Annotated in this window: 17 protein-coding genes; 13 read left to right on the top strand and 4 right to left on the bottom strand. The window is 66.7% G+C overall.

Annotated features, from left to right (window positions below):
• Positions 1-62 precede the first annotated feature (62 nt).
• The 8 genes from WD430_RS16905 to WD430_RS16870 all read left to right on the top strand — a co-directional run bounded on the left by WD430_RS16905 (position 63) and on the right by WD430_RS16870 (position 6,380).
• A complete protein-coding gene (locus tag WD430_RS16905; RefSeq protein ID WP_339103592.1) occupies positions 63-1,220 on the top strand; it encodes an MFS transporter in 1,158 nt (385 codons plus the stop codon).
• Positions 1,221-1,359: 139 nt separating this feature from the next.
• Positions 1,360-2,550 carry a histidinol-phosphate transaminase gene (gene hisC, locus WD430_RS16900; RefSeq protein ID WP_339103591.1) on the top strand — a complete coding sequence of 397 codons (1,191 nt, stop codon included), beginning with the start codon at positions 1,360-1,362 and terminating at the stop codon, positions 2,548-2,550.
• Entirely contained in the window at positions 2,547-3,086 is a 540-nt protein-coding gene (locus tag WD430_RS16895) for an adenylate kinase family protein (RefSeq protein WP_339103590.1), read from the top strand. The genes hisC and WD430_RS16895 overlap by 4 nt, the downstream gene beginning before the upstream one ends.
• Positions 3,083-3,697 carry a CDP-alcohol phosphatidyltransferase family protein gene (locus WD430_RS16890; protein WP_339103589.1) on the top strand — a complete coding sequence of 205 codons (615 nt, stop codon included), beginning with the start codon at positions 3,083-3,085 and terminating at the stop codon, positions 3,695-3,697. The genes WD430_RS16895 and WD430_RS16890 overlap by 4 nt, the downstream gene beginning before the upstream one ends.
• Positions 3,698-3,873: 176 nt before the next feature.
• The gene (locus tag WD430_RS16885) at positions 3,874-4,422 is read left to right on the top strand and encodes a multiprotein bridging factor aMBF1 (RefSeq protein WP_339103588.1); all 549 of its coding nucleotides are present in this window, start codon (positions 3,874-3,876) and stop codon (positions 4,420-4,422) included.
• A gap of 99 nt (positions 4,423-4,521) precedes the next feature.
• Positions 4,522-5,166: a triose-phosphate isomerase gene (tpiA, locus tag WD430_RS16880; protein ID WP_339103587.1), complete on the top strand. Its 645-nt coding sequence runs from the start codon at positions 4,522-4,524 to the stop codon at positions 5,164-5,166.
• 72 nt (positions 5,167-5,238) lie between these two features.
• Positions 5,239-5,724 carry a hypothetical protein gene (locus WD430_RS16875; protein WP_339103586.1) on the top strand — a complete coding sequence of 162 codons (486 nt, stop codon included), beginning with the start codon at positions 5,239-5,241 and terminating at the stop codon, positions 5,722-5,724.
• 44 nt (positions 5,725-5,768) lie between these two features.
• The gene (locus WD430_RS16870; RefSeq protein WP_339103585.1) at positions 5,769-6,380 is read left to right on the top strand and encodes a toll/interleukin-1 receptor domain-containing protein; all 612 of its coding nucleotides are present in this window, start codon (positions 5,769-5,771) and stop codon (positions 6,378-6,380) included.
• Between the two features lie 61 nt (positions 6,381-6,441).
• Here WD430_RS16870 and WD430_RS16865 read toward each other — a convergent pair whose 3' ends face one another.
• Complete coding sequence (locus WD430_RS16865; RefSeq protein ID WP_339103584.1) at positions 6,442-7,341, bottom strand: haloalkane dehalogenase; 900 nt, start codon at positions 7,339-7,341, stop codon at positions 6,442-6,444.
• A 215-nt stretch (positions 7,342-7,556) separates the two neighbouring features.
• On the opposite strand from WD430_RS16865, the gene bioB reads away from it, so the two are divergent.
• The 4 genes from bioB to bioD all read left to right on the top strand — a co-directional run bounded on the left by bioB (position 7,557) and on the right by bioD (position 11,800).
• On the top strand, positions 7,557-8,663 hold the full coding sequence (gene bioB / locus WD430_RS16860; protein WP_339103583.1) for a biotin synthase BioB: 1,107 nt from the start codon (positions 7,557-7,559) through the stop codon (positions 8,661-8,663).
• Positions 8,664-8,692: 29 nt separating this feature from the next.
• Complete coding sequence (locus WD430_RS16855) at positions 8,693-9,757, top strand: transcriptional regulator (protein ID WP_339103582.1); 1,065 nt, start codon at positions 8,693-8,695, stop codon at positions 9,755-9,757.
• Between the two features lie 145 nt (positions 9,758-9,902).
• Positions 9,903-11,120: an 8-amino-7-oxononanoate synthase gene (locus tag WD430_RS16850; RefSeq protein ID WP_339103581.1), complete on the top strand. Its 1,218-nt coding sequence runs from the start codon at positions 9,903-9,905 to the stop codon at positions 11,118-11,120.
• On the top strand, positions 11,117-11,800 hold the full coding sequence (gene bioD / locus WD430_RS16845) for a dethiobiotin synthase (RefSeq protein ID WP_339103580.1): 684 nt from the start codon (positions 11,117-11,119) through the stop codon (positions 11,798-11,800). Before WD430_RS16850 ends, bioD begins: the two co-directional genes overlap by 4 nt.
• Before the next feature lie 43 nt (positions 11,801-11,843).
• Here bioD and WD430_RS16840 read toward each other — a convergent pair whose 3' ends face one another.
• Both WD430_RS16840 and WD430_RS16835 read right to left on the bottom strand, forming a co-directional pair.
• The gene (locus WD430_RS16840; protein WP_339103579.1) at positions 11,844-12,044 is read right to left on the bottom strand and encodes a hypothetical protein; all 201 of its coding nucleotides are present in this window, start codon (positions 12,042-12,044) and stop codon (positions 11,844-11,846) included.
• 110 nt (positions 12,045-12,154) lie between these two features.
• A complete protein-coding gene (locus WD430_RS16835; protein WP_339103578.1) occupies positions 12,155-13,642 on the bottom strand; it encodes a replication factor C large subunit in 1,488 nt (495 codons plus the stop codon).
• A gap of 66 nt (positions 13,643-13,708) precedes the next feature.
• Between WD430_RS16835 and WD430_RS16830 the strand changes: the two genes are divergently transcribed.
• Positions 13,709-13,999: a hypothetical protein gene (locus WD430_RS16830; protein ID WP_339103577.1), complete on the top strand. Its 291-nt coding sequence runs from the start codon at positions 13,709-13,711 to the stop codon at positions 13,997-13,999.
• A gap of 5 nt (positions 14,000-14,004) precedes the next feature.
• Here WD430_RS16830 and WD430_RS16825 read toward each other — a convergent pair whose 3' ends face one another.
• Positions 14,005-15,018, bottom strand: a complete 1,014-nt coding sequence (locus tag WD430_RS16825) for a family 16 glycosylhydrolase (protein WP_339103576.1) — start codon at positions 15,016-15,018, stop codon at positions 14,005-14,007.
• Positions 15,019-15,116 lie beyond the last annotated feature (98 nt).

Genomic DNA, 15,116 nt, shown 5'->3' with positions numbered 1-15,116 from the left:
AGGTAGCGGACTGGGAGTTCCGTTTTCGGAACGCTTGAGAACGACTGTCGGAAATACCGACTGTGTCCCGCACTCGTCTCTTTGCCTCCCTCTGTGGACTCGTCTTTCTGCTCAATCTCGCGAGAATCGTCTTCGCCCCGCTGCTGGACGTGTTCGTCGCCGAGTTCGCGATCGGCGAGGCGACGGCCGGCCTCATCGTGACGCTCGTGTGGGTCGGGAGCGCGTCCCCGCGACTGCCCGCTGGATGGCTGCTCACGAGAGTCTCGAGGCATCACGTCGTGCTCGGCTCGGGAACGATCCTGGTGGTCGCCTCGGGGCTCGCCGCGAACGCGACGACCGTCCGCCACCTGCTGGTCGGCGCGTTCCTCATGGGCATCGCCTCCGGCGTCTACTTCGTCGCGGCGAACCCGCTGTTGAGCGAACTGTTTCCGGACCGCGTCGGCCGCGTGATGGGTGTTCACGGCGCCGCCGCCCAGATCGGTGCGGTGGCCGCTGCCCCGTTCGTCGCGCTCACATTGATCGTCGACTGGCGGCTCTCGCTGTGGGCGATCGCCGCCGGTGCCGTGCTGGTAACGGCCGCCACCTGGGTCGCCGCGAGGGAGACCGAGATGCCGACGGCGGGCGATGCCGACCGCGAGTTCGTCGCCGGCGCGCTCTCGGAGTGGCCGCTCATCGTCACGGCGCTGGCGATCGTCGGCGCGGCCTCGTTCGTCTGGCAGGGGCTGTTCAACTTCTACGAACTGTACATGCAGTCGAAGGGGCTCTCCGACCGCGCGTCGGGAACGCTGCTCACGATCGTCTTCGCCGCCGGCGTCCCCGCGTTCTTCTTCAGCGGCGATCTGGCGGACCGGTTTCCCCACGTCCCGTACCTGCTCGGCATCGTCGGGACGTTCGCCGCGACGCTGCTCCTGTTGACGACGGTCGAGGGCTTCCTCGCGCTGGCCGTCCTCAGCGGGGTCGTCGGGGTCGTCATCCACGCGCTGTTTCCGGCCACCGACGCGTACCTCCTCGACACGCTCCCGGACTCGACGCGGGGCAGCGCCTACGCCGTGTTCAGTTCCGCCTGGATGCTGACACAGGCGCTGGGCTCGTCCGCCCTGGGTCTGGTCCTCGAGCGGGGCTACACCTACGACGGCGTGTTCGCCGGCGCCGCGCTCCTCCTCGGGGTCACGGCCGTCGCTCTCCTCGGTCTCGAGCGGACCGGACGGCTCCCGAGCTGACCCGCCATTGATCGGGGATCGACACAGGAGGGGCCGCGGAGTTCGGCCTCGAGCGTGCCCGATTGTGACGATATTCAGTAATCGTCCGCCCCGACGACAGGTAAGCACCCTTAAGACCCACGGCCGACAGGATGCTCGTATGCAACCGCGCGACCTGTCCGATCACGTCGCCTACGAGGCGGGTCGAGGCATCGAGGAAGTCGCCCGCGAACTCGGGCGCGACCCCTCGGAGTTCGTCAAACTCGCCTCCAACGAGAACCCGCACGGCCCCTCCCCCGCGGCCGCCGTGGCGCTTCGCGACGCCGCCTCGAGCGTCAGTTCCTACCCGAAAGCCGCCCACGCCGATCTGACCGCCGCCGTCGCCGACCGCTGGTCCGTCACGGACGACCAGATCTGGCTGGCCAACGGCGGCGACGGGGCGATCGATTACCTCCACCGGGCGACCCTCGAGCCCGGTGACGACGTCCTCGTCCCGACGCCGGGCTTCGCTTACTACGGGATGAGCGCCCGGTTCCACCACGGCGACGTCCGTGAGTACGGACTCTCGCGGGCCGACAATTTCGCCCAGACCGCCGACGTCGTCCTCGAGACCTCCGACGGCGAGCGCGTCGTCTGGATCACCAGCCCGCACAACCCGACCGGATCGACGATGCCGCTGGCCGAGATCGAGCGACTCGCCGACGAGACCGACGACGAGACGCTGCTCGTCGTCGACGAGGCCTACGGCGAGTTCGCCGACCGCGACAGCGCCGTCGCCCTGATCGAGGGCCGGGACGGCTACGACGCCCGCGACGACGTCGCCGTCTTGCGGACGTTCTCGAAGGCCTACGGGCTGGCCGGCGTGCGACTCGGCTACGCCGTCGTCCCCGACGAGTGGGCCGAGGCCTACGCTCGAGTGAACACCCCCTTCGCGGCGAGCGAACTCGCCTGTCGGGCCGGCCTCGCGGCGCTCGACGACGAGGAACACGTCGAGCGCACCGTCGAGACGGCCCGCGAATCCCGCGAGTACATGCGCGAGCACATCGACGCCGACGCCCGCGTCTGGGAGAGCGAGGGCAACTTCGTCCTCGTCGACGTCGGCGACGCCAGCGCGGTCGCCGAGGAGATGCAGAACCGCGGCGTCATCGTCCGCGACTGCTCGAGTTTCGGTCTCCCGGCCTGTATCCGCATCACCTGTGGCACCGACGAGGAGACCGAGCGGGCGGTCGAGACGCTCAACGACGTGCTCGCCGACCTCGACGTCGAACCCGATGCGGCTGGCGGAGACGACGCCGACGACGGCGAGACCGCAGTCGATTCGGACCCGGAAGCGGAGGTGTCCGACACGTGAGAGTCGCCGTCACCGGCACCCCGGGAACCGGGAAGACGACCGCGACCGAACTGCTCGAGTCGCGGTTCGCCGCGGGCAACTCGTCGGCTCCCGACCTCGAGGTGATCCACCTCAACCGCGTCCTCGAGGACGAGGGCCTCTACACCGAGGTCGACGCCGAGCGTGAGAGCAAGATCGCCGACTTCGAGGCCATGAGCGAGTGGCTCGAGGGCCGGGACGACGTCGTCATCGAGTCGCACCTCGCCCACCACTTCGCGGCCGACCGGGTCGCCGTGTTGCGGTGTGCGCCGGAACGGCTCGAGGCGCGACTCCTCGAGCGCGGCGAGAGCGAGGCCAAGGCGACGGAGAACGCCGAGAGCGAGGCCCTGGACGTCATCCTCTCGGAGACCGTCGACGAACACGGCCTCGAGTCGGTCTACGAGATCGATACGACCGACCGCGATCCCGAGGCCGTCGCGGACGCCCTCGAGGCGGTCGTGACGGGCGAGCGGGAGCCGAGCGCCGGCGAGGTCGACTTCGTGGGGTACCTGGCATGACGCTGGACAAACTCAGACCGTACGTCTCGCGATTCCTGGACCCGTTCGTCAGGGGATTCGATCGCGCCGGGATGACGCCCGACGGCGTGAGCGTGCTGGCCTTCGGGATGGCGATCCTCGCGGCGGCCGCGTTCCTACTGGGCGGGCGCGCCGATCCGATCTGGTACGTCGCGGCCGCGACGCTGGTCTTCCTCAACGGCTGGCTGGACATCATCGACGGTGCGCTCGCACGCGAACAGCAGGTCGCCTCCGCGGGCGGCGACCTCCTCGATCACGTCCTCGACCGCTACGCCGACATCGTCGTCATCGCCGGCCTCGCGGCGGGGATCGACGACTACCTGCTCGGCTTCCTGGCCGTGACGGGCGTCGTGATGACCTCCTATCTGGGAACGCAGGCCCAGGCCGTCGGTCTCGACCGCGTCTACGGCGGTCTCGTCGGCCGAGCGGACCGACTGGCGATCATCGGGATCGTCGGCTTCATCGCCTACCCGCTTGCCGACGTCGAGCCGGGCGGGTTCACGGTGATCGGCTGGCTGCTCGTCTTCCTCGCGGTCGTGGGCCACCTGACCGCGCTCCAGCGGTTCGTCTACTCCTGGGCGGCCCTGGACTGAGCTGATTCGTCCCGTTTCACCCGCGATAGCTCGACCGGACAACCGAACCGAGCGTGGCTTTCGCGGTGTCTCCGATCGCGAGCGATACTCGAGCGCGACCCGAGTCGAACGCGGAAAATCCGAATCATCGGGACCGCGCCGCATGGTTTATGGCTCGTCGCGATATACGTACCCCCATGGTCCAGTGCGAGATGTGTGGCGCCGAGACGTCGTCTCCGAAGACAATCAAGGTCGAGGGCGCGAAGCTCGACGTGTGTTCGAACTGTACCGATTTCGGTACCGAGGTCAAGCAGACCTCCAGCTCGAGCTCCTCGACGAAGTACTCGACCGGATCGAGTTCGTCGTCCAGCTCCGGGGGTAGTTCGGGCGGCTCTGCATCGAGCTCGTCGTCCCGCTCGGGCGGCTCGAGTTCCCAGCGTCGGTCGGACATGTTCGACGACATGGACGAACTCGCGACCGACTACGACGACCGCGTCCGCAAGGCCCGCGAGGGGAAGGGGCTCAGCCAGTCGGATCTGGCCAACGAACTCAACGAGAAGGCCAGCCTGATCCGCAAGATCGAACGCGGCGATACGCTCCCCAGCGACCGCGTCCAGTCGGAGCTCGAGAGCTTCCTCGAGATCGATCTGAGCGCTGAGGGGAGCGCCGGCGACGATTCGGAGTGGTCGGGCGGCTCGGCCTCGGGCAGTTACACGCTCGGCGACGTCGTCAAGCGCAAGGACTGACGACGACGCCGGCGACTGACGCGTATCGGCCGTCGCGCCCGTCGATTCGCGCGCCGGCGACTCGCAAGCTATTTCTTTCGGGCGGCTGGCTGTGCCTATATGTTCGTCCTCGTTAACCTGAAGACCTATCCCTGTGATCCCGTCGCGGTCGCCGAGGCCGTCCGGGAGGTCGACGAGTCGACCGATGCACGGCTGGCCGTGGCGCCGCAGGCGGCCCACCTCGAGCGAGTCGCCGAGACGGGCGTCGAGACGTGGGCCCAGCACGTCGATTCGATCGAGCACGGAAGCAACACCGGGCAGACGCTGGCCGAGTCCGTCGCCGACGCGGGTGCGGACGGGACGCTGATCAACCACTCCGAGCGACGGCTGAAGCTGGCGGACATCGACGGCTCGGTTCGCGCCGCCGAGCGCGCGGGCCTCGAGACGATCGTCTGTGCGAACAATCCCGAGCAGATCGGCGCCGCGGCGGCGCTCGGCCCGGACGCGGTCGCCGTCGAGCCGCCGGAGCTGATCGGCACCGGAACGCCGGTCAGTCAGGCCGATCCCGATATCGTCGAGGACGCCGTCGAGGCGGCCGACCACGTCGATAGCGAGGTCTCGGTCCTCTGTGGCGCCGGCATCAGTACCGGCGACGACGTCGTCGCGGCCGGCGACCTCGGCGCCGAAGGCGTCCTGCTGGCCAGCGGCGTCGCGAAGGCCGACGACCCGCGGGCGGCGCTGGAGGACCTCGTCGACCCCCTCTGAGCGGGCCCGATCGATTCGACGGCGACGGCTCCGAACCGACGACTTTTCTCCCTGGTCGCGGTAGCATCCCGCATGACCGACGAGCGTCCCCTCGACGTCGCGCTCGAGAACCGCCTGATGGGGAAGGGAATCTACGTGACGGACTGCGAGTACCGCCCGTCCGACGGTGACGCGGGCGACGCCGATTCGCCCGATAGCGACGCGGGCGACAACACGGATTCCGCCGACGCGGGCGACGATCTCGAGCCGTCCGACGACAGCGTCGTCACGCCGCCGGACGGCACCGGACTCGTACTCGAGTACGAGACCGTCGCCGAGACCGACGCGATCGGCAGCGGCGAGGTCGGGACCGTCGTTCGGACGCTGCTCGACGTCGCCGCCGAACGCGAGTGGTCGCCGGGCCGTCTCGAGGCGATATCGCTCACGACCGACGGGGACGTCCGCGGCCGCTGGCACGTCGAGCGGGACTGGTTCGATCGACTCGGCATCGGATTGGACGACCTCGAGTTCTCCCAGCGCGTTCTCGAAACGAGGCGACCGAAGCCGGTCGACGAGTAGATAGATTAATAGTGTCTCACACACCAGTCGTCGTAGATTCGCAGATGACCGGAGAACAGATCTACGTCTCGCACGCGCCCGGCGACCTCGATCTCGTCCAAGAGCTGTTCTCGACGGTCAAGAACTTCCCCTTCGGCGTCCACATCGCGCTCGAGGAGGTCGAATCCGGCCGATCCCGGAAACGACTCGAGGGGCGACTCGCGAACAGCGACGTCGTCGTCGCGGTGATCACCGACGACGCGGCGACCAACCGGTGGATCAACCAGGAGATCGGCTACGCGCTGGCCAAGGGGATTCCGGTGCTTCCGCTCCACGAGGACGAACGCCAGCGGGGCGGGTACGTGAGCGACGTCGACGGCGTGACGATCGACCGGGAGAACCCGTCGTTTACGATCTTCAATCTGCTCAGCCGCCTCCGGAGCGAACTCGCGCCGCTCGGCGCGCTCTCGGTGCCCAACTGGTACATCCGGTTTCCGTGTACGATCCCCGACTGCGGACATCCGGTCACGCTGGATATCGAACGGGATCAGACGAAACTGTGGAAACGGTACGATCACGGCAAACTGTTGACGGCCTCGTGTGCGGACTGTCACTCGACGTACTACTTCGATCCGGCGACGATCGGCTTCGTTCGCCGCGAGGACGGTCCCCGATAGCGGTCTTCGGGTCGCCCGGTTCGTCCGTCTCGCTCGGTTTGTCCGGTCCGCCGGTCTCGAGTCAGGTTCGATCGACGAACTCGACGATGCGTTCGGCGGTCTCCTCGCCGGCGTCCTCCTGGAGGAAGTGCGCCGCGTTCTCGATCCAGACGTCGGGTTGCTCGGTCGCGGTCGGGATGTGGTGCCGGAGCGGATCGCGATCGTGGGACGTGATCGGATCCTCCCTCCCGAACAGCACGAACGCCGGCTTCTCCCACTCGCCGAGACGCTCTTGGGTTTCGGCCATCAGCTCCGCCCCCGGATCGTCGGGCGACGTCGGGACGAGGGCGGGGAACGTCCGCGCGGCCGCCATATACCGTTCGTCGGGGAACGGCGCGCGGTAGGCGTCGACCACTTCCTCGGAGAGGTCTCGATAGCAGCCGTTCCGGACGAGTCTACCGATATCGAGGTCGTCGGCGGTCGCCACCATCTCGGCGAACTCGTGCCACCGGTCGCTCATCTCCTGGGTCCCGTCCGGGACGCCGGTGTTCATCGGAACGAGCCGCGCGAACCGTTCGGGCCGGTGGACCGCGAGCGGGAGCCCGAGGACGCCGCCCCAGTCCTGACAGACGAGCGTGACGTTCGTGAGGTCGAGTTCCTCGACGAAGGTCTCGAGCGCGTCGTAGTGCATCTCGACGGAGTAGGCGTCGCGGTCCTCGTACCTGTCGGAGCGCCCGCAGCCGATCAGATCGGGGACCACGACGCGGCCGCGCTCGGCCAGGATCGGCATCATCTTTCGGTAGAGGAACGACCACGTCGGCTCGCCGTGGAGACAGAGGAAGGTCTCCTCGTCTCCGCCGCCGTCCCCGCTCCCGCCGGTTTCGACGTACGCCATTCGCAACTCGCCGACGTCGACGTACTCCGGCTCGTAGTCGAAATCGGGCACGTCGTCGAACCGTTCCTCCGAGATGCGTACCACCATGCGCCGTGAGACCACACAGCAGTATTAAACGGTTGGGGAACCGACGTGAACGGACCACGAGTTGCCAGCGCTCGAGTCACCGGATCTCGAAACGGGACCCGTGCGCAACGGGTAGATACGGACCGAAAACGGCGTTTGCTGACGCTCGTTCCGTCCGTTTTCTCTCGAGGAGAGTCTCCAAAAACATTATATTCTCGTTAACCACGTCTAGGAGTGTGGTTTACGAGACGAACAACCGGACGGTCGACGACGCGCTCGAGCGGGTGCTGGCCGGCGAGCGACTCGATCGCACCGACGGCCTCGCGCTGATGGCGCAACCGGTCGAACCGCTCGCCGAGGCCGGCGCCGTCGTGCGCGACCGCTTCGGTGACGGCACGGTCGACGCCTGCTCGATCGTCAACGCGAAGGCCGGCAACTGCGCCGAGGACTGCGGCTTCTGCGCCCAGTCGGTCCACTTCGACACCGGCATCGACACTTACGGATTCCTCGGCCCGGAGAAGATCCTCGAGGCCGCGAAGCGAGCCGAGGCCGACGGCGCCCAGCGCTTCGGTATCGTCGTCGCCGAGAAGGGCGTCTCGAAGGAACACCGCCCCGAAGAGTGGGCGGAGGTCATCGAGTCGATCCGGCTCGTCCGCGACGAGTGTGACCTCGAGGTCGACGCCTCCCTCGGGATTCTGACCGAGGAGGAGGCCGAGATCCTCGCCGACGAGGGGATCAACCACTACAATCACAACATCGAGACCTCGCCGCGGTACTTCCCCGAGATCGTCGACACCCACAGCTTCGAGGACCGCGTGAAGACCCTCGAGGTAGCGAAGGAAGCGGGGATGGACCTCTGTGCCGGCGTCATTCTCGGGATGGGCGAGACGCCGACCGACCGCGTCGAGGCCGCCGTCGCCCTCCAGGACATCGGGATCTCCTCGCTGCCGGTCAACGTGTTGAACCCGGTGCCGGGGACGCCGATGGCCGAGCGGGGCGTCGACATCACGACCGAGGAGATCGTGAAGACGGTCGCGGTGTACAAGCTGCTCCACCCCGAGTCGCGGGTGCGCCTGACCGGCGGTCGCGAGGCCAACCTCGCGCCCGACGAGCAGCACCTGCCCCTCGAGGCCGGCGCCGACGGCCTGCTGACTGGCGATTACCTGACCACGGACGGCCAGTCGCCCGGCGACGACCTCGAGATCGTCGAGCGGGCGGGACTCGAGCCCAACATGGACACCAACGAGTTCGACCCCGAAGCGGTCAAGGCGCGACGCGGCGACGCCGAGGAATCGTCGACCGAGACGACGGCGAGCACGGGCGGAGAACCGAGCGACGACTGACGATTACGATCCGACATTCAGACACAGCTATGGACGACGTCACGTTTGCGGTACTCGGAACGGGAGGTATCGGCCGACGAGCGCTCGAGGTCAGCCAGCACAAGGATAACTTGACGCCGGTCGCGGCGTGTGACCGCCACGGCACCGCGATCGACTTCGACGGGCTGGACGTCGACGAACTGCTGGCGGCGACGGAGGGTAATATTGACAACGAGGTCGCGACGGACGGGGGATCGGGAGCGACGACCGCGGACAGCGAGGGCGGCGTCAAACAGCACGGCGAGGACAGAGGCGTCGTCGCCTCCGAGCAGGCCTGCCCCAGCGAGGACCCCATTCAGGACGTTATCGATCACGGCGACGGGATCGACGCCGTCCTGCTGGCACTGCCGAACTACGAGCACGACTTCATCCCGCGGGTCGCCGACCGCTTCCTCGAGGGCGACTATTCGGGAGTCCTGATCGACGTGCTCAAGCGCTCGCGCGTGATCGACATGCTCGACGAGCGCAGCGAGGAGTTCGAGAACGCGGGGATCACATTCATCTGCGGCGCCGGGGCGACGCCCGGCCTGCTGACCGGCGCGGCGGCGCTGGCTGCCCAGTCGTTCGTCGAGGTCACGGACGTCGACATCTGGTGGGGCGTCGGCCTCAAGTCGGGCTACGAGGACAACCGCGGCACCGTCCGCGAGGACATCGCCCACCTCCCCGAGTACGACATCGAGACCGCCCGGGACCTCTCCGACGAGGAGATCGAGGAAATCATCGACGAGCGCGACGGCGTCATCGAGTTCGAGGACATGGAGCACGCCGACGACGTCCTGCTCGAGCGGGCGGGCGTCTGCGACGCCGAGGACGTCGAGGTCGGCGGGATTCTGGACGTGCGCAGCGACGAGAAGCCGACGACGACGACCGTGCGCGTGACGGGCCGGACGTTCGACGGCGAGACGGCGACGAACACGTTCCAGCTCGGCGACGAGACGAGCATGGAGGCAAACGTCAACGGACCGGCGCTTGGCTACCTGAAGGCCGGCGTCCGCCGAAATCGCTCGGGCGAGTACGGCGTCTTCGGCCCCGCCGAACTGATGCCCAGGTTCTGAACCGTGGCTCCGTACCACCCTCAGACCCGGACGATGACGGGCCAAATCCAGCGTTCGAGTGCTCCTCTCGGTAGCGAGCGCCGGGAACGGCCGCGCTGATCGGAACCGTGAGAGTCATACCATGGCACTGTCACCCTTTAGCCGAATGGAAGATCGCGGCTTCGACCTCGAGGACCGGCTCCGATCGCTCGAGGACGCCGATCTGAAACGATCGCTCTCGCCCGTCGACCGGGTCGCCGAGCGGGGCTACTTCGCCCCGCCGTCGGGCAGCGAGCTACCGGTTCTCGACTCGACCGAGGCGCTGGTCTTCGCCTCGAACAACTACCTGGGGCTGACCGACGACCAGCGCGTCGAGAACGCCGCCCGGCAGGCCGCCGCGACGGTCGGCACGGGCGCCGGAGCGAGCCGACTCGTCACCGGCGACACGATGGTCCACCGGGACCTCGAGCGACAGCTCGCCGAGACGAAAGGCGCCGAGCGCGCGCTCGTCTTCTCCTCGGGGTACGCCGCCAACCTCGGGACGATCACGGCCCTCGAGCCGGACGTGATCTTCTCCGACGAGTACAATCACGCGAGTATCATCGACGGCTGTCGCCTCGCGGGCGCCGAGACGGTCGTCTACGACCACTGCGACGCCGCGGACCTGCGGTCGAAACTGGAGCGCCGCGCCGACCGCGACGGCGCGAGCGACGAGTCGTGGCTGCTCGTCACCGACTCCGTGTTCAGCATGGACGGCACCGTCGCACCTCTCGAGGCCATCTGCGACGCCGCCGAGGCGTACGGCGCGTGGGTGATGGTCGACGAGGCCCACGCGACCGGACTCTACGCGAACGGCGGCGGGGTCGTCCAGGCGGAGGGTCTCACGGACCGCGTCCACGTCCAGATGGGAACGCTCTCGAAGGCGCTGGCGAGTCAGGGCGGCTACGTCGCGGGCAGCGAGGAACTGATCGAGTGCCTCGTGAACGACGCCCGCTCGTTCGTCTTCTCGACCGGGCTCACTCCGCCGGCCGCCGCCACCGCCAGCGAGGCGCTGCACATCGCCCGCCACAGCGACATCCGCGATCGCCTCTGGGAGAACGTCTCGCACCTCCGGGACGGCCTCGAGTCGATGGGACTGGAGGTGCTCGGCGACTCGCAGATCCTCCCCGTTCTCGTCGGCGATCGGACCGACGCGCTCGCGCTCGCCGAGGGCGTTCGGGAACGGAACGTCGTCGCGCCCGCGATCAGACCGCCCACGGTTCCCGAGGGAACCAGCCGCATCCGGGTCGTCCCGATGGCGACCCACGAGCGCGAGGACATCGTCGCCTGTCTCGAGGCGTTCCGGGCGGCCGGCGACGAACTCGGACTGATAGAACCACAATGAGCGAGCCGATCGCAATCGTTGGCACCGGAACCGGAATCGGCAAGACCGTCGTCACCGCGGGGATCACCCGCTGGTTCCGCGAGCGGGGCGTCGACGCCCGGTCGATCAAGCCCGCACAGACGGGGTCTCCGCCGGATAACGATGCGGGCTTCGTCGCTGAGGCCTGCGAGGAACCCGACGCGGCGACCTGTCCGCGCTATCTCGAGCCCGCGCTCGCGCCGCGGGTCGCGGCCGAGGTAGCCGACGAGGAACTCTCCTACGAGGAAGTTCGGACGGCCTGCGAGGACGCTATCGCCGAGACCGAGCGCCCGATCGTCGAGGGGATCGGCGGCCTCCGCGTCCCGCTGGCCGGCGAGCGCGAAGTGATCGACCTCGTGGCCGACCTCGAGGCCACGGCCGTCGTCGTCACCCGGTCGGGCCTGGGGACGCTGAACCACACCGCGCTCTCGATCGAGGCCCTCGAGCGCCGCGGCATCGACGTCGCGGGGATCGTCTGCAACGAGTACGCCGGGGCGACGGTCGCCGAACGGACGAACCCCGACGAACTCGAGCGGATGACCGGCTACGGCGTCGAGACGGTGCCGCCGCTCGAGGGCGAGTCGCCGGCGGCGCTGGCCAAGGGCGTCGCGGACGCACTCTCGGCTCCGTTCCTCGAGCGACTCTCGGCTATCGACGGCTAATCCGTGCTGTAGACGGTCGAGCGGGCAGGACAGAACGGGGACCTCAGTCGGCCGACGGCGCCTGTCGGTCCTCGTCGACGACCGACGGATCGCCGTCGATCGCGCTCTCAGCGCCGGCGTCGTACAGATCGACGAACTCGGCGACGATCTCCGACTTCCGGTGTTCGACCTCGAGGTGAACGCGGAGGCTCGTTCGATCGTCGTACGTCTCCGTACAGAGGGGACAGGGCTGTTGGCCAGTCATTCGGTCGGTCACCGGGAGTAACTGTCGCCGTTCTCCGAAGTAATTGTGTCGGTCGTACTATAACTTGATATGTCGCGGTCGAGAAGTGTTTCGATCGGCGGAAGACGAGGTCACATGAAGTCGCTGAGCCCCGACTGATCGTCGTCGGGTTCGGCGTCGTCGGTGTCCGGCTCCGACTCGCCGGTCGCCGCGTCGTCAGCCGAGCCGGCCGCCGCGAGGGTTTCCTGGCCGTCGTCGGCACTCGAGTCCGCGGCGTCGGTCGACCCGTCGTCGTCGCCGGCGTCCTCGGCTTCGAAGAAGGCCGACCCGGAGTGCGCGACGGTCTCCTCGGCCCGCAGTTCCTCGGCCTCCTCGACGATGGACTCGACCTTGTTGGTGTCCTTCCCGCTCCCGGTGACGAAGGAGACTTCCGACTCGTCGAGCTCGTAGACCGCGGCCATCTGAACCGTGAGGTCGCGGTTCTTGCAGTGGTGGGTCATCGCCGCGAGGAACGGGAGGATCTCCCGGCGGGCGGTCGCGACGCTGGTGCCCTCGCGCTCGGCGATGCGTTCCGCGATGGAGTCGCGGGTGTTCCGCGTTCCCTTGGTGCGGCCGAGTTTCGACCAGTAGCTCGGCGGTCCGTAGCGGGTCCAGCCGCCCTTCGGCTCGCGGCGGGAGGCGGCGACCCCGGCGGTCATGTTGTCGGTCGCGTAGCGCCAGTAGGAGTAGTCCTGGGTCGCCCGCACGCGACCCAGCCAGCGGTCGGCGTTCGCGAGGAACTCGTAAGCGTCGGCCAGTTCCGCGCCCGTGTAGTCCTTGGGGACGTTGTCCTCGATCCAGTTCAACATCTCGTCGGGGTTCTCGTCGACGTCGTAGGAGGCCCGCAGCGCCCCTTCGGCGTCCGCCTCCTTGATCAGGGTGTCGAGGAAGTCGAAGATCCCCTCGGTGGTGTCGCGCTGGCCGGTGACGACGTCCTCGACGGTCAGCCGCTCGGCCTCCTCGGCGACCGCCTGCAGGTCGTTGACCGCCGACCGCAGATCGCCGCTCGTGTCCTCGGCGATCTTCTCTAAGGCTTCCTCCTCGAACTCGACGTCCTCGCGCCGGCAGATATCGCGCAGGACGGGGACGATCGAGCGCTTCGAGACGTCGCGGAACTCGATCGTTTCGCAGCTGTTGCGCAGCGACTTGCTCATGTCGTAGAACTCGTTGGCCACGAGGACGATCGGCTGGTTGGCGTCCTTGACGACCCGCGTGACCTCGGCCGACCCCCCGTAGTCGGCGTTGCCGTGGAAGTTGTCCGCCTCGTCCAGGATCACCAGCCGCCGGCCGGCCTCGCCGCCCGTGAGCGTGCCGCTCTTCGAGGCCTCGCCCGCGACGCGTTCGATGACGTCGGCCCCCCGGCTGTCGCTGGCGTTGAGCTCCATCACCGGCCACCCCATGTCGCCGGCCAGCGCGTGGGCCGCAGAGGTCTTCCCCACGCCCGGGCTCCCGTGGACGATCACCGCGTCCCGGTGCTCGTCCCACGTCTCGGCCCAGTCCTCGAGTTTGTCCCGGGCCTTGTTGTTTCCGCGTACCTCCGACAGCGTCGTCGGGCGGTACTTCTCGGTCCAGTCAGTCATAATATGTGTATTCCATGTGTAGGGCTACCTGCTATGCCGTTGACTTGATCCGGTACCGTCCGACCCATGCCACGCATTCCCGCGGTCGTTAGCGACGACCACAAGACCCGCTGGAACGACCACGTCGAAGACGACCCCGCGCTCGACAGCGTCAGCGATCTCGTTCGAACCGCGGTCGAGGAGTACATCGCTGATGAATCATCGGCGTCCGGAGCCCTTAACGATGAGGATGTCGCCGACATGCTCGACACACTCGACCGCATCGACAGTCGACTCAGCGATGTCGATCACGGGATTGATCGACTCCACAGACGCACCGTCACCGAAGATGATTGCTCTGAAGAACCTGCCCGTTGAATCTTCTAACCCTCAGAATCACCGGATTCTTCGGCGAGGTCCCACACCCGCACCCAATCAATTACCATCTCTTCGATCCATTCTTCGTTTAGGTTTGCGTTGCCGAAGCGGTTGACATGGTTCGAGAAGATGAGTCCAAACGGGAGGGCGGCGCCATTGTTTAATGTCGCAAACAGTTCTGGTGGACTATCTCGTATGTTGATGTGGTTTCCGTTAAAATACCATTCAATCCGGTCTTCGAACCACGCGCAACCATACGTGTTAAACGTCTCGGTAAGATCGATCCCTGTTTCCGTTGAGTGCGTGTCGTGGGCGTGTGTATCCTGATCGCCGGGCTCAGTGCTCTGCGTCCAATGGGCGTCCGTTTGGAAAGTCTGTCGCTCGCTTTCAGGGGTATCTCCTTGCTGAAAGAGTTCAACCACGTCAATCTCGGGCGGCCAATTCATATTCGCAGGCATCGTCCAGAACCCGGGAAGGATGCCGGTTCGACCGGGCATCTTGATTCGGGCTTCCATGTACTGCCCTCCTTCTCCCGCGGCGGGATCGATCGGAACGCCTTCTGATGGATGCCATCCTTCACCTCCCGTACTCGAGTTGATCACTCCTTGGTAACACCCATCTGGCCCCGTTCCTGTAGATTCAATCAAGAGACGGCACTGATTATCCTCGACGACAACATGCTCGGGGCTGACAGATGCATCATCGTCTGGAATCCAGTCTTCGTGATCGATAAACCCGACCGCCCAGTGGGAGGTATCGAATTCATTCCACTGTTCGTCGAGGCGAAGCGACCACTCTCCCGCAGGGCCGTCGGGATTGTCCCCAGTCACGGAATTCGTTTGTTCTTCTTCCATAATATCGGTGTCAGACGAATCGTCTGTTGGCTCCTCGTCCTTATCATTTCCCCAGACTATTTCCTGAAATTTCCCGGGCCCCTTTATGATGACATAACTGATTCCAGTCAATGAAAGCACGCCAGCAGCGGATTTTAGGAACGTTCGTCTCTGTGAATTTCCCATTTATCGTCTTTCATCAATAGCATAGCGGTAAAAAAGTATACGTAAATTACGGCCTCATAAGATTCCCATACCGCGCTCACCTGTTCACGTGGTCGATA

This window comes from Haloterrigena sp. KLK7 (genome assembly GCF_037914945.1).
GTDB classification, from domain to species: domain Archaea; phylum Halobacteriota; class Halobacteria; order Halobacteriales; family Natrialbaceae; genus Haloterrigena; species Haloterrigena salinisoli.
Note: the sequence above shows the minus strand (reverse complement) of the source record. Positions and strands in the feature narration are given on the sequence as shown.